Annotated in this window: 2 protein-coding genes; one reads left to right on the forward strand and one right to left on the reverse strand. The window is 69.3% G+C overall.

All coding sequences use genetic code 11. The features are described 5' to 3' along the window. Positions 1-462, reverse strand: a 462-nt coding sequence (locus ACWCQ6_RS37265; RefSeq protein WP_451096939.1) for a M23 family metallopeptidase, incomplete at its 3' end; no start/stop codon positions are given. Between the two features lie 240 nt (positions 463-702). Here ACWCQ6_RS37265 and ACWCQ6_RS37270 point away from each other — a divergent pair. After that, a partial coding sequence (locus ACWCQ6_RS37270) for a glycoside hydrolase family 25 protein (RefSeq protein WP_451096941.1) occupies positions 703-1476 on the forward strand: 774 nt, incomplete at its 3' end.

Here is a 1476-nt window from a genome sequence, read left to right on the forward strand (position 1 = left end):
GGTCGTGGTCTTCGGCAGCGCGGTGCCGCCGCCACCGCCGCCGCCCAGGTAGTCCAGCGGGTTGACGCGGGTGCCGCCCGGAGTGACCAGGTGCCAGTGCACGTGCGGGCCGGTGGAGCTTCCGGAGCCCGGGGCCCCGGCGGCGCCGCCGGAGAATCCGACGGTGTCCCCCTGGCCGACCCAGGTGCCGTCAGAAACGTGGAACTCCGACAGGTGCATGTACTGGGTCCGGTACCCGTCGCTGTGGGTGATGGTCACGGTGTGGCCGCCGGTGCCGTTGTACGGGATGTTGGTCACCGTCCCGGCACCCGCGGCCGGAAGTCTGGTGCCGACGCCCATCGCGTAGTCGATTCCGCCCAGGGAACCGCGGTTGACGTGGTCCCACCAACCGTCGGTCATTGTGTAGCCGCTGAACGGGTTGTAGAGGTCTGCGGCCTTGGCGGAGCCCGCGGAGAACAGCACGCCGCCGGCAGCCAGACCGAGACTGGCGGCGGAGCCGCGCAGCAGCGTGCGCCGACTTATTCCGGTTTGCGACCGGCCCTTTCGACCGCCATCGGATCCATGTCTTATGTACACATCAACTCCCTTGTTTTCATTACGGATTGACCTGTCACGGCGGAGCGGAGTCAGGCTAACCTTCACGCATAGATTTTGACAGGAGCATGGCATTTCGCTCGTGATCCCCGCCCCACCGGAGGAGACATGCGCAGGAGAACCCTGATCCGCGGCGCCCTGACAGCCCTGGCCCCGGCAGGAACCATCGCGGCCACCAGTGCCGCAGCCACCCCCCGCCCGGCCTCCGCCCAGGAGGCCGACCTGCTGGGCGTGGACGTCTCGAACTACCAGGTCGGCTTCGACTACGTCCGCGCCGCCGCCGAGGGCCTGGACTTCGTCGTCGCCAAGGCCGGGGGGTGCCAACTCTCCGAGGGCCCCTACACCTCGGACTCCTACGCCGACCACATCGACGGGGCCCGCGCCGCGGGCCTGCGGGTCGGTCACTACTGGCTGACGGGAGACTTCCTCTCTCCTCGCGAGGCGGCCGACTTCTTCGCGGACAACCTCCACGACTACCGCAGCGGCGACGCGCTCGCCCTCGACGTCGAGGTGCTCGACGACTCCACCCGCCTGTGGAACGACGCGGATGTGTCCACTTGGTTCAACCGGGTCCGGGAACGGGTCGGTGCGTACGTGCCCTGGTTTTACATCAGCACGAGTGCGCTGCGGTCCGCTGACTGGAGCCAGACCATCGCCTCCGGCGCCCGTCTCTGGGCGGCCTCCTGGGGAGCCAACGACGGCAACTACCCTGGCCTGCCCGACCTCGGCGGCCACTACCCCGACTGGGCCGCTCACCAGTACTCCTCCGTGGGCTCGGTCGCCGGCACGTCCCCCATCGACCTGGACCTCGCGCGCCCCTGGGCGTTCGACGTGAACGGGCCGACCGAGCCGCCGCCGAGCGGACTGCCCAAGACGTCCACA

This window comes from Streptomyces sp. NPDC001880 (genome assembly GCF_053594575.1).